The sequence below is a fragment of the Mycobacterium ahvazicum genome, from assembly GCF_900176255.2.
Lineage (GTDB): Bacteria > Actinomycetota > Actinomycetes > Mycobacteriales > Mycobacteriaceae > Mycobacterium > Mycobacterium ahvazicum.
On sequence record NZ_FXEG02000005.1, the window covers coordinates 469,744 to 482,713 of the forward strand.

General features: G+C 63.4%; 17 protein-coding genes. 7 read left to right on the top strand and 10 right to left on the bottom strand.

The annotated features are described in order from the left end of the window. Positions 1–9 precede the first annotated feature (9 nt). The 4 genes from MAAFP003_RS23250 to MAAFP003_RS23265 all read right to left on the bottom strand — a co-directional run bounded on the left by MAAFP003_RS23250 (position 10) and on the right by MAAFP003_RS23265 (position 3,784). Positions 10–633 carry a fatty-acid--CoA ligase gene (locus MAAFP003_RS23250; RefSeq protein WP_096290029.1) on the bottom strand — a complete coding sequence of 208 codons (624 nt, stop codon included), beginning with the start codon at positions 631–633 and terminating at the stop codon, positions 10–12. Beyond that, a complete protein-coding gene (locus MAAFP003_RS23255; RefSeq protein ID WP_243394181.1) occupies positions 630–2,033 on the bottom strand; it encodes a FadD3 family acyl-CoA ligase in 1,404 nt (467 codons plus the stop codon). The genes MAAFP003_RS23250 and MAAFP003_RS23255 overlap by 4 nt, the downstream gene beginning before the upstream one ends. Before the next feature lie 47 nt (positions 2,034–2,080). Continuing rightward, positions 2,081–3,271 carry an amidohydrolase family protein gene (locus tag MAAFP003_RS23260; protein WP_096290031.1) on the bottom strand — a complete coding sequence of 397 codons (1,191 nt, stop codon included), beginning with the start codon at positions 3,269–3,271 and terminating at the stop codon, positions 2,081–2,083. A gap of 90 nt (positions 3,272–3,361) precedes the next feature. Beyond that, on the bottom strand, positions 3,362–3,784 hold the full coding sequence (locus MAAFP003_RS23265) for a lipoprotein LpqH (RefSeq protein ID WP_096290032.1): 423 nt from the start codon (positions 3,782–3,784) through the stop codon (positions 3,362–3,364). A 108-nt stretch (positions 3,785–3,892) separates the two neighbouring features. Between MAAFP003_RS23265 and MAAFP003_RS23270 the strand changes: the two genes are divergently transcribed. After that, entirely contained in the window at positions 3,893–4,639 is a 747-nt protein-coding gene (locus tag MAAFP003_RS23270; RefSeq protein WP_096290033.1) for an enoyl-CoA hydratase/isomerase family protein, read from the top strand. Between the two features lie 38 nt (positions 4,640–4,677). Then, positions 4,678–5,085, top strand: a complete 408-nt coding sequence (locus MAAFP003_RS23275) for a hypothetical protein (RefSeq protein WP_423790952.1) — start codon at positions 4,678–4,680, stop codon at positions 5,083–5,085. On the opposite strand, the gene MAAFP003_RS23280 is transcribed toward MAAFP003_RS23275, so the two are convergent. Beyond that, positions 5,001–5,708 (bottom strand): TetR/AcrR family transcriptional regulator, encoded by a 708-nt coding sequence (locus MAAFP003_RS23280; protein ID WP_096290034.1) that lies wholly within the window; start codon positions 5,706–5,708, stop codon positions 5,001–5,003. The genes MAAFP003_RS23275 and MAAFP003_RS23280 overlap by 85 nt on opposite strands. A gap of 184 nt (positions 5,709–5,892) precedes the next feature. Between MAAFP003_RS23280 and MAAFP003_RS23285 the strand changes: the two genes are divergently transcribed. Next, positions 5,893–7,188: a cytochrome P450 gene (locus tag MAAFP003_RS23285; protein ID WP_096290035.1), complete on the top strand. Its 1,296-nt coding sequence runs from the start codon at positions 5,893–5,895 to the stop codon at positions 7,186–7,188. Between the two features lie 18 nt (positions 7,189–7,206). Here MAAFP003_RS23285 and MAAFP003_RS23290 read toward each other — a convergent pair whose 3' ends face one another. The 4 genes from MAAFP003_RS23290 to MAAFP003_RS23305 are packed head-to-tail and all read right to left on the bottom strand — an operon-like array spanning position 7,207 to position 9,684. Then, complete coding sequence (locus tag MAAFP003_RS23290; RefSeq protein ID WP_096290036.1) at positions 7,207–7,503, bottom strand: cytochrome C oxidase subunit IV family protein; 297 nt, start codon at positions 7,501–7,503, stop codon at positions 7,207–7,209. Further along, positions 7,500–8,099: a cytochrome c oxidase subunit 3 gene (locus tag MAAFP003_RS23295; RefSeq protein WP_096290037.1), complete on the bottom strand. Its 600-nt coding sequence runs from the start codon at positions 8,097–8,099 to the stop codon at positions 7,500–7,502. Before MAAFP003_RS23295 ends, MAAFP003_RS23290 begins: the two co-directional genes overlap by 4 nt. After that, entirely contained in the window at positions 8,096–8,911 is an 816-nt protein-coding gene (locus MAAFP003_RS23300; RefSeq protein ID WP_096290038.1) for a hypothetical protein, read from the bottom strand. The genes MAAFP003_RS23295 and MAAFP003_RS23300 overlap by 4 nt, the downstream gene beginning before the upstream one ends. Further along, the gene (locus MAAFP003_RS23305; RefSeq protein WP_096290039.1) at positions 8,908–9,684 is read right to left on the bottom strand and encodes a hypothetical protein; all 777 of its coding nucleotides are present in this window, start codon (positions 9,682–9,684) and stop codon (positions 8,908–8,910) included. The genes MAAFP003_RS23300 and MAAFP003_RS23305 overlap by 4 nt, the downstream gene beginning before the upstream one ends. 105 nt (positions 9,685–9,789) lie before the next feature. Between MAAFP003_RS23305 and MAAFP003_RS23310 the strand changes: the two genes are divergently transcribed. Next, the gene (locus MAAFP003_RS23310; protein ID WP_096290040.1) at positions 9,790–10,392 is read left to right on the top strand and encodes a TetR/AcrR family transcriptional regulator; all 603 of its coding nucleotides are present in this window, start codon (positions 9,790–9,792) and stop codon (positions 10,390–10,392) included. A gap of 2 nt (positions 10,393–10,394) precedes the next feature. Here the strand turns inward: MAAFP003_RS23310 and MAAFP003_RS23315 are convergent, their stop codons facing one another. Next, entirely contained in the window at positions 10,395–10,784 is a 390-nt protein-coding gene (locus MAAFP003_RS23315) for a hypothetical protein (protein WP_096290041.1), read from the bottom strand. Positions 10,785–10,997: 213 nt separating this feature from the next. Here MAAFP003_RS23315 and MAAFP003_RS23320 point away from each other — a divergent pair, with 213 nt between their 5' ends. The 3 genes from MAAFP003_RS23320 (at position 10,998) to MAAFP003_RS23330 (ending at position 12,944) form a co-directional block, all read left to right on the top strand. Beyond that, positions 10,998–11,741 carry a hypothetical protein gene (locus MAAFP003_RS23320; protein WP_096290042.1) on the top strand — a complete coding sequence of 248 codons (744 nt, stop codon included), beginning with the start codon at positions 10,998–11,000 and terminating at the stop codon, positions 11,739–11,741. Further along, the gene (locus MAAFP003_RS23325; protein WP_096290043.1) at positions 11,738–12,343 is read left to right on the top strand and encodes a hypothetical protein; all 606 of its coding nucleotides are present in this window, start codon (positions 11,738–11,740) and stop codon (positions 12,341–12,343) included. The genes MAAFP003_RS23320 and MAAFP003_RS23325 overlap by 4 nt, the downstream gene beginning before the upstream one ends. Positions 12,344–12,422: 79 nt before the next feature. Continuing rightward, complete coding sequence (locus MAAFP003_RS23330; protein WP_096290044.1) at positions 12,423–12,944, top strand: Rv2253/PknI dimerization domain-containing protein; 522 nt, start codon at positions 12,423–12,425, stop codon at positions 12,942–12,944. Positions 12,945–12,970 lie beyond the last annotated feature (26 nt).

The following is a 12,970-nucleotide window of genomic DNA, read 5'->3' on the forward strand; positions in this document are numbered from 1 at the left end:
GACTGCTCGCTAGCCCTCGATGCGCATGATGTTGGCAAACTGGCCGACGAACAGCGGCGGGTACGGACCGACTCCCGCGCCCGACATCCACTGGGCGGCGGCGTCCGGATGCTCGATCCACTGCCGCGCGCTGGATTCGTCGGGAAATTCCTGCAGGATCAACACCTCGTGATTGTCGTCGAAAGCCTGGAATATCCAAGTCTTTCGGATACCGGCCGCGGCGAACCGGTCTAGCGCCGAGTTGACGCCGGCCGTCAGCGCCGGCACATCGTCGACCGATGCGATGGCGGCCACCACGACCCCGGGCACCGCCGAGCTCGACGATGGTGCCGGGATGAACCTGTCGATGATCTCTCCGGCGAAGACCGCGGGGATGTCTTCAACACCGGCCTCGTCGAACCAGTTGAAGAACACCCGCGATCGGAGCAGTTCCACGATCGGCTCACGGCTGTGCACCCCGATCATCACGAGCACGCGACCGTAGTCGTGCGTTGATGTGTAGACGAGCACGTGGTGTGCGCCGATCTCGGAGAGGGCCGACTTGTTTCGCTCGAGTAGCGGCCACACCCGGCTGGGATCCGGAACGCGATAATCCGACGCAATCACCATCGAGTGGATATCGCCGTCGGTCAACGAAGTTGGTCCTTCATCACTTTGCCGGTTGCATTGAGTGGGAGTGAATCAAGGAACTGTACCGCGCGTGGGACTTTGAAGCCCGCCATGCGGTCGCGACACCAACTGATCAATTCGTCGGCGCCCACGGCACCGTCGAGCACCACGAACGCCTTACCCACCTGTCCGAGTCGCTCGTCGGGCACGCCGATGACCGCGGCCTGCGCGACGGCGGGGTGACTCAGCAGGAAGCCTTCGATCTCGGCCGGGTAGGCGTTGAACCCGCCGACGATGAACATGTCCTTCTTGCGGCCGACGATGCGCAGCCGACCGGCCGGGTCGAGGTTGCCGAGATCGCCGGTGTGCAGCCAGCCGTCTTCGTCGATCGCCTGCGCGGTGGCCGCGGGATCGTCGAGGTAGCCCTGCATGACGCCGTAGCCGCGAACCAGCACCTCGCCGTCGTCGGCGATGCGCACCTCGACGTCGGCGCAGGGCACACCGGCGGTGGTGGCGACGTCCTCGAAGGAATCGCCCGGCAGCGACAGGGTGACGTTGCCGGCCTCGGTCAGTCCGTAGCCGGTCATCAGCGTTTCGAACGGCAGTTCGTCGTGGATGCGACGGACCAGCTCGACCGGGATGTCCGCGGCGCCGGTCACGCCTGCCCGCAACGTCGACAACTTGGACTTGTCCTGCACCGTCAGCAGCGAGTGATACAACGTCGGCGGGCCGGGCAGCATCGTGATGTGTTCGCGCGCAATGAGATCCACCACGGTATCGACGTCGAATACGGCGACCGGAAGCATCGTCGCGCCGCGCAGGAAGGACGTGACAAGCCCCGCCTTGAGGCCGAACGTGTGGAAGTACGGATTGATCTGTAGGTAACGGTCGCCCTCGCGCAGATCCGCCAGTGTCGCCCACTCCTCGTACATGCGCAGCGTCTGGCGATGGTTCATCATCGCGCCCTTCGGACGGCCGGTCGTGCCCGACGTGAAGATGATGTCCGAGATGTCGCTGCCGCTCACCGCCCGCTCGAACGGCGAACCGCTGGAAAGGAAGTCGGACTTCACATCGATGACCGGCGTCCCCGCGGGGGCGGTGTAGTCCTGGCCCAGGAACCCCTTCTGCACCAGGACGGCCTTGACTTCACTGCGGGCGATGATGTCACCCGCCTCTTCGGCCTTGAATCGCGTGTTGACCGGCACCAGCACCCCGCCCGCGGTGAGCAACCCGAACGCGGCGATGATCCACTCGGCCGAGTTGGGCGCCCAGACGGCGACGCGGTCACCCTTGTCAACACCGAGTTCTGCGAATGCGCCGGCGGCGCAACGGATTCGGTCGACAATTTCGGTGAAGGCGAAGCGCAGCGGACCGTCGACAACTGCTTCCGCATCGCCGAAGCGGTCCGCCGCGCTCAAGACCATCTCGGGGATTGTCTGCCACTCAGGCCCGATTGGCCGGCGGCGGGACGTCACACCGTGACGAGCCGACCGAGGTTGCCGCCCATGATCTTCGCCTGATCCTCCGGCTTCAGGTGCGACAGCGCCTCGATGTAATAGGTCGGCTCCGCCAGGCCTTCCGGGTGCGGCCAGTCCGAACCGTAGAGCACCTGGTCCACACCGACCAGTTTGACCAGATCGTCGATGCCATCCTCGAAGAACGGGCTGACGTGGATCCGGCTCTTGACCATCTCGACCGGGTCACTCGGGAAAGCCTCCGGGGCCTTGCGGAAGACCTCCGCCAGGCCGTCCAGCAGCGGGGTCATCCACTTCGAGCCGGCCTCGACGATCGCGACCTTCAGCTTGGGGTGGCGGTAGAGCGCGCCGTGAATCACCCACGAGCCCACCGAATCCTGGATCGGCCGCCACTCGTTGAGGATGCCCATCGCGTTGGTCTGGAATGGCAGCATCTCCTGGTCGGCGCCGTCCCACTCCGAGGTGTACCGGGAGTAGCCGCTGTCGGAAGAGTGCATGCCCACCAGCACGTCGTGCTCGACGACCCGCTCCCAGAACGGGTCGAACTCGGGCACCGCGAATGACCGCGGACCACGGAAGCCGGGGACCGGCGCCGGGCGAACCAGGATGGCGCGGGCGCCGCGCTTGACCGCCCACTCCAGTTCCTCGATCGCCTTCTCGACGATCGGCAGGGTGATGACCGGTGTGGTGAAGATGCGATTCTGGTAGTTGAAGCCCCAGACCTCGTCCAGCCACTCGTTCAGCGCATGGACCAGCACGTGGATAGCGAGCGGATCGTCGCGCAGCCGCTCCTCCAGCAGGCTGGCCAAGGTCGGGAACATCAGCGTCTTGTCCAGGCCCAGCTCGTTCATCGTCTCGAGCCGTGGGCCGGGTTCGAAGAACGCCGGGATCGCGCGCATCGGCTCGCCGAACAGCTCGCGCTTGCTCTTGCCCTCCGGGTTGCCGTACTTGAAGTACTCCTCCCAGGCGCCCGGCCGGGCGACGACCTCGAAGGTCGGGTTGGGAATGTAATTGCTGATCTGGCCGCGGATGGCGATCTTGGTGCGACCGTTGATCTGCACGTACTGGACGTAGTCCTTGTACTCCTTGGGCAGGAACTTGGTCAGCGCCTCCGGCGGCTCGTAGAGATGGTTATCCGCGTCAAAGATCGGAAACGGAACGTCCACCTTGTGCGACAACTGGCCCATGAGATCCTCCTTCGCGATTTGTGAGAATACTATTCTCTACTGGGCCCGCATCGCAAACGTGCACCCCAGTGGTGATCGCCACGCGCGGTGTCAGCAGGACACGATGATCTTGAAAGTCGCCGACGTTGCTTCGTTCGGTTTGTCGGTCTTGAAGCCGTTGGCGGTGCCGGTAATCGTGAACTTGTCTCCCGACATGCTCATGTCGGCGCGGGGGCCGTCGCCCCGGGCGTACATCCCGGTGAACCCGCCCAGATTTTGGATGCGTACCGACTCGGCAGACGGCGGTTGCGCCCCCTCGTCGATGATGATCTTGGCTCCGGCGAACTTGCCGCCGATGTCGATCGTCCGGGTCCATTGCACTTGACCGCATTGCACGACGTGAAAATTCGCGTCATCACCGTTGACGGTCACCGACGCCGAGCTAGAGATTTGGGTGGCCGGTCGCGACGTGCACGCCCCGAGGCCGGCCACAGCGAGCACCGCGACGGCCGTCACGACGATTCTGTCCTGCACGGGCCACCTCTATCCTCGATGTACAAACCCCTTCGGCCTGCAGCGATGATGTTATTCTCGCCGAACGAGAATGCCAATATCGACCCTCTTCCGAGGAGCAACTAACGCATGCTGGACTTGGAGCTCGACAACGGGCTTGCGGTGCTCACCATCGACCGCCCTCACGCACGCAACGCGATCGCGCTCGACACCATGGACCAGCTGGAGAAGGCGCTCGATGCCGCGGCCGGTGCTCGGGCGCTGGTGATCAGGGGCGCCGGCGACAAGGCTTTCGTGTCCGGCGGTGACCTCAAGGAGCTCAGCGCGCTGCGCACCATTGCGGAAGCCACCGCGATGGCAAAGCGGATGCGGTCCATCTGCGACCAGCTGGCGAGCTTCCCGGCACCGGTGATCGCCGCACTCAACGGGCACGCCTTCGGTGGCGGCGCCGAAGTAGCCGTCGCCGCCGACATCCGGGTTGCCGCAAGCGATGTCAAGATCGCGTTCAATCAGGTGACGCTGGAAATCATGCCGGCCTGGGGCGGCGCCGAGCGGCTGGCCGCCCTCGTCGGAAAGAGCAGGGCCCTGCTTCTGGCGGGCAGCGGAAAGACGGTCGACGCCGCCGAGGCCGAGCGCATCGGGTTGGTGGACGCGGTGTTGCCGCGCGCCTCGTTCGAGGAAGGCTGGCGTGCGATTGCTGCCTCCCTGGCCAATCAGCCGGCCACCGAGATAAAACGGGTAATCAGCGGTGTTTCGCCCGATGAGGCGATAGCATCTTTTGCACATTTGTGGGTTGCCGACGCGCACTGGCAGGCCGCAGAGCGGGTAGTGAACCGAAACGCCAAGCCACGACCGGCCGCCGGAGGAACGATATGAGTACCAGCGTCAACAGACCGCTGAGCATCGGTTCGGCGATGACCATGGCAGTGTTGTCGGTGGTCGGTCTGGCCGCGAACGCTCCGCGCGCCCACGCCGATCCGACCGCCGGCCCGGTCATGCATCACGTCAAGTACGCCGTCACCGCTGAGAATCCGATCTACACGGACATCTATTACCTGGACCACCAGCCGGACAGATTCTCCGATTACAGCCACAACCCTTACTCGTTCACGCCGCACGTCGATGTCGATCTCGGCCCGGGCAAGCCGCCGTGGACCTACGATCTGGACATGACCAACCCCGACGCGTACGCGATGGTGGTGGCCAGCACGGGCACGGAGCCCGGCACGCCGGGGCTTCACTGTGTTCTGGCGGTGGATGGCGTTGTCGTCGTATCCAAGGACGGCCTCAAGGGCGTGCTCTGCTCGCTGCGCAATTGGTGAACCACCCAGGCCTCGGGTATTCCCGGAATCGGCTGCGGCTCGCCTTCGAGCCGACGCAGATGGCTTTCGACTAATTCCACGGTTTCGGCGTGACCGGCGGAAATGCCCACCGCGTTTTCGAGCACCAGGAATCTGGACAAGCTGGACATGAGCACGGCAACCACCACCGGCGGCATCTCATCCACGCCGTACTTCTGCAGCGCAGCGGTCACCGCTTGCCGTTGCTCTTCGCGGAAACGTTCGGCGTAGTAAGCGATTTCGGCCCGCATCTCCTTGCGATGATTGGCCAGCGCCATGAATTCCATTGAAATGCGGGTGAATGCGGGGTCGGTGCCGAACCGCCACACCGCCCACAGCGGCTGCGGTGACTGCATCAGCTTTGCGTGCGCCTCGAGCGCTTCCTCACCACGGCGCCGGAAGACCTGGAGGAACAGCTCCTCCATGGTGCGGAAGTAATAGTGCACCAGCTGCGGTTTCAGCCCGGCTTTGTTCGCGAGGCGCCGCGAGGTGACGGCGGCGTAACCCTCTTCGATCATCAATTGTTCGGCCGCGTCGAGCAGCAGGCCGCGGTTCTTGGCGTCCGGCGCCCCGATCCTGCGGGCCTGACTGGGGGCCGTGCTCATGCCGCTGCTCCGTCCTGTCCACGCTCACCTGCCGAACAGGGGAATCGTAGCGCGACGCGGCGTTGTGTCCTTGACCACGACATTACTGCCGTGCTAAGCAGGTGCTCAGCAGAATTCCGAAAGCGGGGGCGGTGCTGCATGCCGCCGAACCACCGGTAGACCCCAGCCCAGAAAGACGCCATCTATGAGCAACTACGAGTCGATCGACTTCTTCACCGATCAGTCTCTGGTCCCGGATCCGCACCCCTACTTCGACTACCTGCGCAGCGAAAACCCCGTGCTGCGGTTGCCACACCATGGAGTCGTCGCGGTCACCGGTTACGCGGAAGCCACCGAGATTTACAAAACCCCGGAAACGTTCTCCAACATCGTCGCGCTCGGCGGACCGTTCCCCCCGCTGCCCTTCACCCCCGAGGGCGGCGACATCAGGCCCCTGATCGACGAGCACCGCAGCTACTTTCCGATGCACGAGCACATGGTCACGATGGACCCACCGGACCACACCAAGGCTCGCTCAGTGCTGGCCAAGCTGCTGACGCCGAGCCGGCTGAAGCAGAACGAGGAGTTCATGTGGCGCCTGGCCGATCGGCAGCTCGACGAGTTCCTGCACAACGGCGAATGCGAATTCATCGCCGAATACTCAAAGCCGTTCGCCACGTTGGTGATCGCCGATCTGCTCGGCGTGCCCGAGGACGACCACAAGGAGTTCCGCGCCGTGCTCGGCGCCGACCGTCCCGAGGCGCGCGTCGGCGCCCTCGACCACGAGTCGGTGGGCATTAACCCGCTGGAGTGGCTCGACGACAAGTTCTGCAGCTACATCGAGGACCGGCGGCGCGAACCGCGCGGCGACGTGCTGACCTTCCTGGCGGAGGCGAAGTACCCGGACGGCTCGACCCCGCCGGTGATCGAGGTGGTCCGTTCGGCCACCTTCCTTTTCGCCGCCGGCCAGGAGACCACGGCCAAGCTACTCAGTGCCGCCCTGCAAGCCCTGGGCGACCGGCCCGACATCCAGCAACAGATTCGAGAAGACCGCAGTCTGATCCCCGCGTTCATCGAGGAATCGTTGCGCATGGAAAGCCCCGTCAAGAGCGACTCTCGACTTGCCGTCCGCGACACCAACATCGGTGGTGTCGACATTCCGGCCGGCACCGTGGTGATGATCCTGCCGGGCGCGGCCAATCGCGATCCGCGGCGGTTCGAGAACCCGCACCAGTTCGACTTGCGCCGCAAGAACGTTCGCGAGCACATGGCGTTTGCCCGCGGCGTGCACTCCTGCCCGGGCGGACCACTCGCCCGCGTGGAGGGCAGGGTCTCGATCGAACGCATCCTGGACCGGATGCCGCACATCGAGATCGATGAAGCCCATCACGGGCCGGCCGCCGAGCGTCGTTACAGCTACGAGCCGACGTACATCCTGCGGGGCTTGAGCGAACTGCACCTGTCGTTCACAACCGCGGACGCGGTCGCACCCGTGGCCTGACGCACTTTTTCGCGGGTACTACGCGAGCCGCATTCCGACGAAATAGCAGCTGAGCATCGCGACGGCCATCAGCATGATCCAGGCGTCGGTCAGTCGGCACAGCAGGACCGGTGCGCTTCGCACCTCCATGAACTCACGAAAGATGATGCGCACCTTGATGAGTGCTATCACGATGACGCTCACTGTCACCACCGCGCTGGACTTCAGCGACCCGGCCTGCCCCGCTGCCGAGCGGTCTATCCACAGGTAGCCGAGCGTGAGCAACGCCAGGATCACCCACACGATCAGTAACCGCTTGTTGAATTTCACGCTCACCTCACCACGTACAGCAGCGCGAAGATGAGTACCCACAGGAAATCGACCGTGTGCCAGTAGGTCGCGCACGTCTCGACGATTTCCTGGGATTCCCGCGGTCTTGTTGCCGCACTTCGGAGTTGGTAAACGATGACGCCCAAGACGACGAAGCCGATCAGCAGATGGACGAAGTGAATTCCGGTGAGGAAGAAATAGTAGGTGAAGAAGTCGTTGCTGTCCAACCCGTTTCCGCTATTGACCAGCCTCGCCCATTCACACACCTTGACGAAGAGGAACACCGCGGCCAATGCAGCGGTGATGAAGACATCTCGCCGCGCCGCCCGGTACTCGCCGGCGCGTGACGACTGAACACACCGCGCAACCGACCACGAACTCAGCAGCAAGACGAGGGTGTTGAAAACTCCGATGCGCAGGTCCAGGTGTGCCTGTGCGGGTATGAAAAGCTCGGCGCTACGGGCGCGAGAGAACAAGTAGAAGCCGAAATAGCCTGTGAAAACCAGGGTCTCGAACAATACGAATGCCCACATGTCGGGCTGACCGGGCACGAATTGGGCCTGTTGGTCCTTGTCGGTGAGGTCGGTCGTGAGATCGGTCATCGCACAACGGCCTTCTTACGCGGGAAGTCCGGCATCTGCCTGGTGCCGAAGTCTTCGCGCCGGATCATCCGGTACAGCATGACGACGAAGGTGACTTGGTAGATGCCGAACACGACCATGTCGAGCCACCAAGCGATCTCGCCGTCCCAGGCCAACACACCCCGGCGGAAGATCCAGCAGGGGGCGACGACGACCTCGGTCAGCGCGTTGCACAGGTTGAGATAACCGAACCACTTGGGGAACACCCGATTCCGGTCGAGCAGGATCGCGACCATCCAGATCAGCGAGCCGATCAGGAAGACTCCCATCGTTCCGTCGAACGACAGGAAGGCGAAGTCGTAGAGCCAGCCGATCAATTCCGGGTTGCGCTCCGGTCGCAACGTCCCGACGAGCAGCGCGATGTTGAGCAGGATCATGCCGGGAACCACGCTGAGCGAGTAGATGATCAGATACGAGTAACCGAACGCGCGACTGACCGACATGCGCCGCATTGAATATGCGATCAGGGCATTGTTTGTCGCGATCGCGCCGCTGATCGCGAAGATGATGCCGAAACCAAGGGGTATGCCGAGATGGCGCTCGGAGAACCAGTGGACCTGCGTCGCGAGGTCCCAGGTGGGTTCCGGTGGCGGCTGAACCTGCGCGATGATGAAGAACACCGGGAAGAACAGGTTGTAAAAGACGACGAGCACCCACCACGCCAACCAGAGTTCCCGCTTGGGGTTGTGGCGCAGGTGCCAGGCGAGCCGGTGATGCAGCGGGCCGGAAGGGGGTGTGGCCGGCGAGGTCGGCGGTGTGATCACCGCACTCATGCGTTGACCATTTCGTCTGGGCGTCCGCGGTTCTCGGCACGCTCGCGATAAATGTTCTGCCCCAACGCAACTCCCATCACGACGATCCAAACCCCGATGGCAACGTTTTTCACCCAGAACGACAGGAAGCCGTCCCACGCCAGCGGACCGGTCAGTGACACTCCGACAAAGGCCGCGGGCACCAGCGCGGCGGCCACGAGAAGGTTGAAGTGGGCTACCCAGCGGGGAAACACAGGTTGCGGCTGATCGTCGAAATAGATTGCCACGGCCAGTATCACGCTCTGGCCGATCAGGAACGGGACCAAGATGGTGAAGGTCATCCAGCCGAAATCGTTGAGCAGCTGGGTTAGCTCCGGGCTGCGCTCGGGACGGAATGCGGCCAGCAGCCAGCAGACGTTCGCGACGAGAAACAACGTCGGACCACCGGCCACGCAGCCCAGCATCGCGTAGGAGAAGATCGGCGTCCGATGTGCCATGCGGCGGATCTGCAGCACGATCAAGGCCAGGATCGGGACGAGGCACACGCCGAACCAGTTGAACACGATCATGCTGTACCGGATCTGTGGGATGTGCGCCGGATCCCGGTAGAACGCGGCAACCTGTTCCGCCGGCATCGAGGGTGACATCGGCGGATTGAAGCCCGGAAACAGCAGGAAGCCGGCGATCCACAACAGCACCGTGACGGGCAATGTCCACAGCAGAATGACCTCACCGTCAGTCGGCCGCGGCGCCGCTCGCCGACCTGCCGCATCTCCCCCGCCGATGTCTGTCATCGCCTGACTCCCTTCGGCACGAAATCCCCGTGCCACGCTCGGCCCGTACCGAAGCTAGCCGGTCGGCTAGCCTCGGGTCAATAGCCGGTCGTCTAGGCTCGTCCCGTGGGAACAGCAGGGCAGCCGGTCAGCGACGAAGCGCTGAGAGTTGTTCACTACAGCCCTGCCCGAACGCGGGTACTCGATGCGGCGCTCGACCTGTTCGCGCAGCACGGCGTCAGCGGTACGTCGCTGCAGATGATCGCCGACGCCGTCGGGATCACCAAAGCTGCTGTGTATCACCAATTTCGGACCAAGGATCAGATCGTGATCGCGGTGACCGAGCGCGAGCTCGGACGGCTGCTTCCCGCGCTGGAGGCCGCCGAGGCGCACGGCAACGGACCGCAAGCGCGGGATGCGCTGCTGGAGAGCGTCGTTGAAATGGCGGTCCGCGACCGCCGACTGGTGCGCACGCTGCAGTTCGATCCCGTCGTGGTCCGGCTGCTGGCCGAACACAAGCCGTTTCAACGCTTTATGGAACGGTTGTATGACGGACTGCTGAGCGATGCCGGACTGGACGGCCGGATCGAGGCGGCCATGTTCTCCGGCGCGATCAGCACCGCGGTAATGCATCCGCTGCTGGCTGACATCGACGATGACACATTGCTCGAGCGGCTTACCGACATGATCAGGCGGCTACTCGGACTGCATCGAGAAACCGCCGAGTAAGGCTATGTGTCGGCGCGGACCCAGCTCATAATGCCGTCGTGGGCAAAGCAGATCAGGAATAGGCCATCAGGCGCCTGTGCCACGTAGTTCTGGTAGTTCTGGCAATTGGCGCCTTCCTCCTTGACTCCCGCCATCGGAGGTGACCGGAACCATCGCGGCTGATATCTCCTTGGCGAACCGCAGAACATCAGCCGGCCGGGCTGCGAGGCGAACGAGACGTAACCATCCGCTACACCAAAGGCGTAATAGGTGGTGTTGTCACAAGGCGCCCCGAGGACCTGGTGCGGCATGATGCCCGGCGTGCAGTCGGGGTAGTCGCAAACGGTGGGCCCGGCGAAGGACGGCGGCGCCGCCAGCACACCAGCGCCGAGCAACGCGGCAAATACGGCCACGATTAATCGCACCCAATTACTTTGCCACACCTGAAAAGAAAATTCTCCTGGTTGGAGAAGATCGCCGGCACGAGAAACGGCCAACCCCGCGCTGACCCCGAACGCTACTGCGCGCCATTCCTTCACGGGCGCGCATTTCCGCATGTAAGAGCTATGACTGAAGCTGACCGATGACGGCCAAGGGCGCCGGCCGAAGTGATAAGCTGCCTCTCCGTGCACGATCCGGACGGCCCCGACGCCGACGATTGTGGTGACCCGGCGGATATGACCAATCCCGATGAACCACAGTCGCGCTCAGACGTCGACTCTCCGGCCCCGGCGCCCGCAGCGGAAACGGACACCGAAGACGAAGTTGCCGAGGCTGAAGCGCGGGCCGAGGCGGCCAAGGCACGCCTCGCACGGCTGCGGCAGGCAGCAGGAACCGATGGCGTATCCCCAGATGCCAAGCGGCGCCGCGCAAAGTCGCCCCGCCGTCCAACACGCAAAGCAATAGCGGTTGGCGTCGGCATCCTGATCGCCTGCGCATCTGCCGGTGCCAGCGGTTACATGCTGTGGCAGCACCGCACCGTAGCGCACAATCGCCAGCTCGCCGCGGAGTTTGCCGGTGCTGCCCGACAAGGGATCACGGCGCTGATGTCGATTGACCCCGATCATGCCAAGGCGGACGTCCAGCGGATGATCGATGCCACGACGGGCGACCTCAACGGTCAGCTGTCGGCGATCTCGGTTCTCATGGTCAAAAAGGCGCAGGACTCGAAGATCGGCAGCAAGGTCACCGTCGAAGCTGTCGCCGTCGAATCGTTGAGCGACAATTCAGGAGTCGTGCTCGTGGCGGCGAAAACCGATGCGACCGGGCCGGATAACGAAAAGCCACCACCGGCATTGTTCCGGCTCAGCGTCACCCTGAACCGCGACCACGGCCAGCTCAAGATGTCGAAAATTGACTACCTCTCATGACTGTCGAGCATGGTTCGTCGCCGGGCAGCACCGAAACAGCGACTGACGAAACAGAAATTCCGCCCGACGGCGAAGCGGCAGCCAGGCGCCGGCTGGCAACGATCGGCCGTCGGTTGATGGCGAGGTGGCGTTCGATAATCGCGACAACGTTGGTCGTTGCCACCGTGGGGGTGGCTGCCGGTGTGTACATCGTGGTGTACCGGCCGGATCAGCGGGTCGACGATGCGGCGGCACACCGCGCAATCCAGGCGGCGTCAGAGGGCGCGGTGGCGGTCTTGACGTATTCCTACGATCATTTGGATCGGGATTTCTCGGCAGCGAAATCCCATCTCACCGGCGAGTTTTTGGCCTACTACAGCAAATTCACCACCGATATCGTCGGGCCGACGGCCAAGGAGGGGCACCTGACGGCATCGGCCAAGGTGGTTCGGGCCGCGATTTCGGATCTGCATCCCGATTCTGCGGTCGTGCTGATTTTCGTCGACCAGACCACGGCCAGCATGCAAAAGAAAGATCCCGCGCAGAACAAAAGTGCTGTCGTGGTGACGCTGACAAAGGTCAACGGTTCCTGGCTGATCGCGAAATTCGAGCCGGTCGGGTGAGTGCGATCCTAACCGTTACCTGGTCGGCTAAAACGGTGTAACGTCAACGCTCGAGAATTATGCGCTCTAGGAGCACCTGATGCGTTCAGCTAAAGCACTCACCACCGCAACACTGGTGGCCACCACTGTATTTGGCGGATTGGGCACCGCGGCCACGGCCCAGGCAACGACCAAGGAAGAAGTGGCCCTCAATGGGACGTATCACGTTACGTCCATCGGCGATTGGGCCCAGCGAAACGATCAATACTTCGGCGAGCCGACGGTCTACCAAACATGGACGATCAGCTCGACTTGCGACACATTCCAGGAATGCCATGGAACGGTGCGCAGCGACCAGGGATGGACCGCGCCCCTCTATCTCAATGACGGGGAAATGTGGAAGGTGAGACGCGAAGTGCCGAATTGGGAGCGGTGCGAAGACGGTACCGCGTTCCCCGGACAGCAGACCTTCTCTTTCTTCCCGGTAAACGAAAACGGGGGATTTCAAATCGGATCGCGGACCTTGTCCGGCAAGGACAAGACGGTCGGGCCAAGCGGTGCCTGTGGGCAGAACCAGTGGCTCGATATCGCGATGCCGTTGCGCCTGGATCAAGTCTCCTGACCGGGCGCTCGTAGCTCCACTGCCAC

Excerpts from the sequence above, each read along its gene's own strand:
- MAAFP003_RS23255 (WP_243394181.1), bottom strand. The coding sequence starts at position 2,033 with ATGGTCTTGAGCGCGGCGGACCGCTTCGGCGATGCGGAAGCAGTTGTC.
- MAAFP003_RS23260 (WP_096290031.1), bottom strand. The coding sequence starts at position 3,271 with ATGGGCCAGTTGTCGCACAAGGTGGACGTTCCGTTTCCGATCTTTGAC.
- MAAFP003_RS23270 (WP_096290033.1), top strand. The coding sequence starts at position 3,893 with ATGCTGGACTTGGAGCTCGACAACGGGCTTGCGGTGCTCACCATCGAC.
- MAAFP003_RS23275 (WP_423790952.1), top strand. The coding sequence starts at position 4,678 with ATGACCATGGCAGTGTTGTCGGTGGTCGGTCTGGCCGCGAACGCTCCG.
- MAAFP003_RS23280 (WP_096290034.1), bottom strand. The coding sequence starts at position 5,708 with ATGAGCACGGCCCCCAGTCAGGCCCGCAGGATCGGGGCGCCGGACGCC.
- MAAFP003_RS23285 (WP_096290035.1), top strand. The coding sequence starts at position 5,893 with ATGAGCAACTACGAGTCGATCGACTTCTTCACCGATCAGTCTCTGGTC.
- MAAFP003_RS23295 (WP_096290037.1), bottom strand. The coding sequence starts at position 8,099 with ATGACCGATCTCACGACCGACCTCACCGACAAGGACCAACAGGCCCAA.
- MAAFP003_RS23300 (WP_096290038.1), bottom strand. The coding sequence starts at position 8,911 with ATGAGTGCGGTGATCACACCGCCGACCTCGCCGGCCACACCCCCTTCC.
- MAAFP003_RS23305 (WP_096290039.1), bottom strand. The coding sequence starts at position 9,684 with ATGACAGACATCGGCGGGGGAGATGCGGCAGGTCGGCGAGCGGCGCCG.
- MAAFP003_RS23325 (WP_096290043.1), top strand. The coding sequence starts at position 11,738 with ATGACTGTCGAGCATGGTTCGTCGCCGGGCAGCACCGAAACAGCGACT.
- MAAFP003_RS23330 (WP_096290044.1), top strand. The coding sequence starts at position 12,423 with ATGCGTTCAGCTAAAGCACTCACCACCGCAACACTGGTGGCCACCACT.